The sequence below is a fragment of the Desulfobacter latus genome (assembly GCF_013389365.1).
GTDB lineage: Bacteria > Desulfobacterota > Desulfobacteria > Desulfobacterales > Desulfobacteraceae > Desulfobacter > Desulfobacter latus.
On sequence record NZ_JACADJ010000055.1, the window covers coordinates 20,517 to 28,367 of the forward strand.

7 protein-coding genes, 1 rRNA gene and 1 pseudogene are annotated in these 7,851 nt (G+C 38.7%); 8 read left to right on the forward strand and 1 reads right to left on the reverse strand.

All coding sequences use genetic code 11. The features are described 5' to 3' along the window. Nucleotides 1–12: 12 nt before the first annotated feature. Nucleotides 13–492: a hypothetical protein gene (locus HXW94_RS13730; RefSeq protein WP_246294022.1), complete on the reverse strand. Its 480-nt coding sequence runs from the start codon at nt 490–492 to the stop codon at nt 13–15. Nucleotides 493–816: 324 nt separating this feature from the next. Between HXW94_RS13730 and HXW94_RS13735 the strand changes: the two genes are divergently transcribed. The 8 genes and pseudogenes from HXW94_RS13735 to HXW94_RS13770 all read left to right on the forward strand — a co-directional run. After that, entirely contained in the window at nt 817–1,275 is a 459-nt protein-coding gene (locus HXW94_RS13735) for an LPP20 family lipoprotein (RefSeq protein ID WP_178367478.1), read from the forward strand. An 878-nt stretch (nt 1,276–2,153) separates the two neighbouring features. After that, nucleotides 2,154–2,286: pseudogene (locus tag HXW94_RS20140) on the forward strand (sugar phosphate nucleotidyltransferase); the annotation flags it as partial. Between the two features lie 39 nt (nt 2,287–2,325). Then, nucleotides 2,326–2,874 (forward strand): dTDP-4-dehydrorhamnose 3,5-epimerase, encoded by a 549-nt coding sequence (rfbC, locus tag HXW94_RS13745; RefSeq protein ID WP_178367479.1) that lies wholly within the window; start codon nt 2,326–2,328, stop codon nt 2,872–2,874. 170 nt (nt 2,875–3,044) lie between these two features. Continuing rightward, a complete protein-coding gene (locus HXW94_RS13750) occupies nt 3,045–4,127 on the forward strand; it encodes a glycosyltransferase (RefSeq protein WP_218576722.1) in 1,083 nt (360 codons plus the stop codon). Between the two features lie 18 nt (nt 4,128–4,145). Further along, nucleotides 4,146–4,925, forward strand: coding sequence for a glycosyltransferase family 2 protein (locus HXW94_RS13755; RefSeq protein ID WP_178367481.1), 780 nt, complete (start codon nt 4,146–4,148; stop codon nt 4,923–4,925). A gap of 37 nt (nt 4,926–4,962) precedes the next feature. Continuing rightward, entirely contained in the window at nt 4,963–7,011 is a 2,049-nt protein-coding gene (locus HXW94_RS13760; protein WP_343054627.1) for a polysaccharide biosynthesis protein, read from the forward strand. 90 nt (nt 7,012–7,101) lie between these two features. After that, nucleotides 7,102–7,383 (forward strand): ComEA family DNA-binding protein, encoded by a 282-nt coding sequence (locus HXW94_RS13765; protein WP_178367482.1) that lies wholly within the window; start codon nt 7,102–7,104, stop codon nt 7,381–7,383. A 381-nt stretch (nt 7,384–7,764) separates the two neighbouring features. Continuing rightward, nucleotides 7,765–7,851, forward strand: a 16S ribosomal RNA gene (locus tag HXW94_RS13770); the annotation flags it as partial.

Sequence of the window (7,851 nt, forward strand, 5' to 3'; positions counted from 1 at the left end):
AAAAGGGATAGGCTATTGGAAAAAAAGGAAAAAATTACCAAAAAGTTTTTTAATTTTAAACCGGCGGCGTAATGATTCCCATTGATCCGGAAAGCTTAACGGACTGAAAAGAATCCTGGCAGTATAAGGAAATCCTTTATTTTTATCGTCATAGGGCGAAATAAATAGGGCAACCGGCATCCGAACACAGCCTTCATAGCTGATAATGGTATCATAATTCAGGGTTTTTACTGATTTTAGTCCTTTTTGTTCGAGCAATTGAATAAATGCATTTTGTTTTGCTTTGGTTTCAATGATCTGGGCCATTTCCTGGGGCAGGGCCGGAATAATGCCGGATATCGGAAAATAAGAAAAATTTGCCGCCCTGAACTCTTCATGTGCCGGCACCATTGTCAGTTTTCCGTCGGTGATCCGCTGGCTTGAACTCTTCAGGTCAAATCGAATGTAATAGGTGGTGATTTCTTTGAGATGTCCGGCAGTCAAAGGTTTCAAACATATTAGAACCAAAAATATACCTGTGGTAAGGAGCCGGCCGTTTTTTTTTATAAAACAAGGTATAAATTTTGAATGATTGTTTAAATAGTTCAAACCGGGTTGCATTTAGTTGTCCGTTTTAACCATGCGTTGTAGGCTTTATTTTAACTGAAAAATCAATGTTTCTAAAGTGTCAAAGCTCTAATTGATGATTTGTTTTTAGCATGAATACACTATGTCAGCAACCCCTCGGCTGAAGACCGAGGGGCTTGAGAAATTATTATAAGGAGGACGGCAATTCTTCCCCTGAGCTAAAGACTCAGGGGAGGCTTGCCTCATTTTATGAAAAAAGGATCGGCTTTGTCAGTATGTTTAATTGCTTTATCCTTATGGGGCTGTAGCAATGGACGTCCCGGAGCTGTTTTGGATTCTTCGGTGGGCAGTAGGCTTAATCATAGAGTTGTCACGTTTCGGGTAACCGGAAAGGGACTTGAGCCTGAAAATGCATTAACAAAAGGGGAAGCAATACTCATGGCGGAACGTGCTGCTGTTGTAGATGGATACCGGCAATTGGTTGAAAAAATACGTGGCGTTTATGTGGATGCTTATACGAAAGCGGGCCGGGGTTCAGTAAGTGAAGATGAAGTTCAAGTGTATACTCAATCCTGGTTAAGGGGGGCGGAAGTGATGGATATTACTCAGGGAGAATATGGCATCACCTTGGCTCGGTTAAGATTGAGAATTAATTTTTCGAAAAAAGGTATGATCTGGTGGCCTGTGAGTCTTGCAGATCAGGGCTGATGATGTTAAGCAGACAAGATACAAGAGGGCGAAGCGTCTGCAGCGCCCAGTTTTATCTTAATTTGCATATACGTAAAATATCAGCCATTTCAATTTTAAAAAAGACTTGACCTTCCTGATGATTTGCCATAAAAATTCACGCCATAAACGCATCAATGGGTCAACAACCCCTCGGCTAAAGACCGAGTGGCTTGAGAGGCAACTTTCAAGCCAAGTTGATTAGCCTAAGTTCTTTGAGAACTACGTTACTGTAGAATATATTGTAGGCGGCTTGGAATACTCCACTCGTTCCAAAGTCTGCGGTTTGTGTTTAAACATCTCTGAGGGTAGGAGAAGTGATGCAAACTTTAAACCTACGGATAACATTGGCAAAGTGGATCACTGGTTTATTGTAGAGTTCCAGAATAGAGCCTGAGAGTCTCTATTACAAAAACTCTACTGCCTTCAACTGAAGGCATGTTGACAAAAGACCTATGCTACTGTCCTAAATTGAGTGCTTTTCAAAAATGCATAGGCTAAAAAGCACATCACAATCCGTCAATTCATCCCCGAAGCTAAAGACTTAGGGGTTTTCTTGCCGGTTTTTTATAAAACAGCATATTTTTGCCATATCACGCCATCCGGACTTAAAGGCGTTTACAAGTCTACCCTTAAAGTTTTTTAAAATTAAATTATAGGAATATGGTCAGATAAAAGTGCAGATTTAAAATTTGTACCAGCAGGCTCAGAACTAGGACACCCAGTTGTGTAAGTATTGAGTTGCTGATTCAATTGGGGAATAATTTTTTAAATCAGTAATTAATTGCGGTTATTTAGGTTGGTACTTATAAAAAGTAATCGACAGAGCGGAGCTATGCAAGAAATTCAAGGAGTTTTCATTGCGTAAGGGAATAATTCTGGCAGGCAGGTCTGGTACCCGATTGTATCCTCTGACGTATTCAGTCAGCAAACAATTAATTAATGCCGGTGTATGACAAACCCATGATTTACTACCCTTCATCTACCCTTATGGAAAATATTTAATGGATATCTGTAAGCAAGAAGGCAATTATGAAGTACATTAAACTGGAAATACCAGATGTGGTATTAATCGAACCCGAGGTATTCGGAGACCATCGCGGCTTTTTTATGGAAACCTTTAGAATGGATGAGTTTAATAAAAAAGTTCAGGATGCCCAGTTTGTCCAAGATAATCACAGCATGTCCGGAAAAGGCATTTTAAGAGGGCTTCATTATCAGATAAAGCATCCCCAGGGAAAACTTGTCCGGGTAATTGAAGGAGAGGTCTTTGATGTGGCTGTGGATATTCGTAAATCTTCTCCTTATTTCGGCAAATGGGTGGGTAAAACCATCTCGGCAGAAAATAAAAGAATGTTGTGGATTCCGCCGGGGTTTGCCCATGGTTTTTATGTACTCAGTGATATGGCCCAATTCATTTATAAGTGCACGGATTATTATGCTCCTGAATTTGAACAAAGCATTCTTTGGTCTGATAAGGATATTGGAATTGAATGGCCTGTAACTAACATTGAAGCCCCTGTTTTATCCCTAAAAGATGAAAACGGAGCCTGTTTTCAAGACGCAGAGGTGTTTGAATAAAAATCTTTATTCGGAGTCGGTGGCCAATTGGGATGGGAATTGCAAAAAACCGGTCCATCCCCATGTTCAATTGAATGCTGTTGATTATTCTGCTGTAGATTTCAAAAGTGATGAAAGTATAAAAAATAGGGCATTCTTCATATTCCCATAAAAGAATTTTATACTTTTTGGTGAAGCCCCTGGAAAACGGAAATTACGTCTGTAGTGTTAGAAAAAGTCCTTTTTTAGATATGCGAGCAGAAAAAAAATTATTTTCAATAATTGAAGAAAAGAATAAGTTTAAAAATCCGTCAATTGCAATTATTATTGTTAATTGGAATTCGGGAAAATGGCTTAAAAAATGCTTACACGGTATAGCACAACAAACCTTAAAACCTTACAGGGTTATTTTGGTCGATAATGCTAGTACTGATAACTCTTTGGTTGGCGTAGACCGTATTCTTAATGGGTTAGAGGTTGTTTGTTTGGAAAACAATACCGGATTCGCCTGTGCAAACAATATTGCTATAAATATGCTGCATGATATTGAATGGGTAGCACTATTAAATCCTGATGCTGTTGCTGAAGCACACTGGCTTGAAAATTTATATTCCGCTGCAAAAAAACATAACGAATATCATTTTTTTGCGAGCCAGATGCGTGATGCTGAAAAACCTTGGTTGTTGGATGGTATGAGTGATGTTTATCACGTGACTGGATATGCATGGAGAAAAGGACATGGCAGTCCGATACTCTCTGTTCCTCAGAAATGTGAAGAATGTTTTTCGCCTTGCGCAGCAGCTGCTATGTACAAGACAGATGCGTTAATAAAGGCCGGGGGGTTTGATGAACAGTTTTTTTGTTATTTTGAAGATGTGGATCTAGGGTTTCGGTTACAACTATTCGGATATCGATGCCTTTATGTTTCAAACGCCGTTGTTTTTCATGCAGGCTCTGCAACAACGGGGAAACGTAGCTCATTTTCAGTCTATTATGGACACCGTAATATGGTTTGGGCGTTCATGAAAAATATGCCGTGGCCATTATTAGGAATATTTTTACCATACCATATTATTATGAATATTGTTGCTGTCTGTCTCCTTTCTTTTCGTGGGCAAGGGAAGGTTGTTCTCAAAGCAAAATATGATGCATTTAAAAATATTGGGCAGATGTGGGCTAAAAGAAAACAAACTCAAATAGAAAGAAAGGTTTCTAATCGGGTAATTCTTTCAAGAATAGCAAAAGGCATATTGCCGTTAATACGAAGAGATTAATATGGGAGAAAGGTTGGTTTGTCTATTGCTTTATCCGTTTCAATAGTTTCCCATAACAGCAGGAAGGATCTTGAAGACCTTATGCCTTCCTTAATAAGTGCTCTCAAGGAAATTGATAGTGAAATTTTGCTTGTGGATAATAACTCGGAGGATGGCACTGTTGAGTTTTTAAAGCGGGAATATCCTCTCGTTCGAATTAAAATAAATAATGAAAGAAAAGGATACGGTACCAATCATAATATCAATTTGAATAAGGCTAGGGGGAAGTATATTGTTTTTATGAACGCTGATATTCTTTTAATGGCCGATACTATGACGCATTTGAAAAATTTCATGGAGCGAAGCGAAGACGTCGGTATCTGTTGTCCGAACGTATTTAACAAAGATGGTTCTCTTCAATTTCTTAATAAAAGATACCCTACGATTTTCGATCTTTTTTTACGTAGATTCAGGATTCTGTTTACGGATAGGTTCGTGGAAAAGCGATCCCGTTATTATGAAATGAGGGACTGCGCTTATGATAAAACAATGGATATTCCTTTTATTTCCGGTTGCTTTATGTTTTGTAGAACCTCGGTTATAAAAAAGGTTAACGGTTTTGATGAACGTTTTTTTTTGTATTTTGAAGATGTGGATTTATGCCGAAAAGTGCAGAGGATAAAAAGAACTGTTAGTTGTCCTGAATCAAAGTTGATCCATAAATGGCACCGAATCTCATATTATAAACTAAAGTGGTTCTTAGTCTTTCTGAGAAGTGCTTTTCTGTATTTTAACAAGTGGGGATACCTGCTTAAGTGATTTAAAATCATCCTTGTTAAGGGGGTGGCAAGTCTTGGTGGTTGTTGCAATTAGTCCCCAGATAATTATGTTTAAAAAAACCATAAAGGTATTATATCTGCCAAGTAAGCAATATATCAAAATTTATGAAGGGTTGATAAATTTAGGTGCCCTTTTTCCAATGAAAGTTAAGTTATCCAGGAATTTTTTTCTAACACTGGTCGTTGATATTTTAATACTGGCGGGCAGTTATTATATGGGGCATCTGATTCGTTTTGAATTTAGTCTTCCAGACTGGGCCCGCCAGAGATTTTTTGATACGTTCGCCTATGTGCTGATGTTTAAAATAATTTGTTTTTATTTTTTTGATGTTTACCAAGGTATGTGGCGTTACACTAGCTTGAAAGACATCTTCGATATCGTCAAAGCTTCTGCTCTATCTACAATTTTTATTATTGTAATCGTATTATTTGTAACCCGGTTTGAGCATTTTTCCAGATCCGTGTTTGTCATTGACTGGTGTTTTACTGTGATTGGTCTTACAATTGTTCGGGTCTTTACCCGGTTGTGTTTTGAGGAATTTTCCGGGGATGTAAGCTTGGCAGCCATCCGTTTTGCACTGAAGAAAATTTTCAGCAGAAAATTGGGGCAGATCGGTCGAGGAATGATTATTATCGGGGCTGGCGACTGCGGTCAAAGAGTCTGTCGGGAATTTAAAGAAAATCCCAATGTGAAATCCCATGTTATTGGTTTTCTGGATGATGATAAGAATAAGATCGGAAGGAAAATTCATGGAGTTTCTGTACTTAACAGCATTGATAAGCTTGAGCATACCATAAGGTCAAAATACGTTGATGAAGTAATTATTGCTATTCCAAACGCCAGTGCCAGGCGAATGCGTCAGATTGTTGCCCTATGCCGTCAGGCAGGGGTTGAGTTTAAAACCGTGCCTGACATGGGAGAATTGATTGATGGTAAAATCACCTTAAATGCAATCCGTAATGTGGAGTATAAGGATCTTTTGGGACGCCGGCCAGTGAGGTTGGATCAGGAGAGTATTGGGAATTATCTTGGGCACAAAATTGTGATGGTCACAGGTGCCGGTGGTTCCATTGGACTCGGTTTATGCCGCCAGATTTGCCGGTACAGACCTGATAAATTAATCCTTTTTGAACGTGCCGAAAGTCCCCTATTTGAAATTGACTTGGAGCTTAAAAAGAATTTTCCCGATATTGATCTGGTTTCTATTTTAGGGGATATTCAGAATATAGGCGAAGTGATCAGGGTTTTTTCTCAATATAGACCTGAAATTGTTTTTCATGCAGCCGCCTACAAACATGTCCCTATGCTTGAAGTCCATCCTTGGAAAGCTGTTGAGAACAATATTGTCGGGACCTGTAACCTTATCGAGGCAGCCCGGACCTTTCAATGTGAGCGTTTTGTTTTTGTTTCGACAGATAAGGCGGTTAATCCGACTAACGTCATGGGTGCAAGTAAAAGGTTTGCTGAACTTTTAATTCAACGTGAAAATAATGACCCTGATAAAGGCACCTGGTTTATAACCGTTAGATTCGGTAACGTTGTTGGTAGTGTAGGAAGCGTTGTGCCTCTGTTCAAGAAGCAGATAAAAGAGGGGGGGCCTGTAACGGTTACGCACCCTGAAATGATTCGTTACTTCATGCTTATCCCTGAAGCTTGCCAGCTCATTCTTCAGGCTGGTGCCATGGGGCAGGGAGGCAAAATTTATATTCTGGAAATGGGTAAACCTATAAGTATTGATGCAATGGCCAGGGATTTAATTCGATTTTCGGGATTCGAGCCTGATGTAGATATAAAGATAAAATATACCGGGTTAAGGGCAGGGGAAAAACTTTATGAAGAGTTAATCACAGCCCATGAAAATGTTGTACCCACAGCCCATGAAAAAATTATGGTGGTCAACAGCTGTCCGTTTCGCGGTATTTCTTTAGACAATAACTTGATTCGTCTGAAAGAGGCGGCAGCCTCCAGGGATCATAGTGCTATCAGAAAGTTGTTGAAACAAAGCATTCCTGAATATCAGCCATTTGACTATCCAAGTGCTGGTGAAAATAAAAAGTCTGTTTAATTACCGTTGGTTCTATAACAATCAGAAATGCGTTTAGCGTCTGCAATCTAAATTTGCAGGTTTTTATTTTATTATTATTATGGAGGAAGTATGGAAAAAAAATTAAAAAGAAGCTTTTGTATTCTGGTTTGTATGATGGTGACCCTCTGTGCGCTGCCGGCAATGGCAGATGCAATGAAGGTGAACATTAATACCGCACCCAAAGCACAACTGACAACATTAAAATATGTTGGCGATGTCATTGCTGACAGGATAATCGAATTCCGTAAAAGTACACCTTTTACAAATATAGAAGATATTATGAAAGTAAAGGGAATTGGACCTAAAATATTCGAAGTCAATAAAGATCAAATCTGCGTTCAGGATATGTGAAACAGCTTACAACCCACGCTAAACACAATTAAATTTTGATTTCCAGGTACAAACCTTTACTTGAGAAACTTTAATTTTGTATTATTTTTGACGACCATGCTGATTTTCAGCATGGTCGTCTCTATTTTAAATTCAAATAGTTGAAAATATACAATTTTGAAAGTGCCTTCCGCTCAAGTTTATGTTATTATGATATTAAAATTAAAAAAACATTTGACAAAAAATTTGTTTTTGTATATCCTTTTCGAGTTCTTTTGAGAGATTGAAAGAACTTTGATCTTTGAAAATTGGTCAGTGAAAAAGAAAAGAGCGGGTCAATGACAATGCGCTTGAGCTTAAGCGCTTAAAGTGCAGACCTTAAAAAGTTTTAGTAAAGGATTATAACTGGAGAGTTTGATCCTGGCTCAGAATGAACGCTGGCGGCGTGCTTAACACATGCAAGTCGAACGAGAAAGGGATTGCTTGCAA

Coding starts and splice junctions, on each gene's coding strand:
- HXW94_RS13735 (WP_178367478.1), top strand. CDS start 817: ATGAAAAAAGGATCGGCTTTGTCAGTATGTTTAATTGCTTTATCCTTA.
- rfbC (WP_178367479.1), top strand. CDS start 2,326: ATGAAGTACATTAAACTGGAAATACCAGATGTGGTATTAATCGAACCC.
- HXW94_RS13765 (WP_178367482.1), top strand. CDS start 7,102: ATGGAAAAAAAATTAAAAAGAAGCTTTTGTATTCTGGTTTGTATGATG.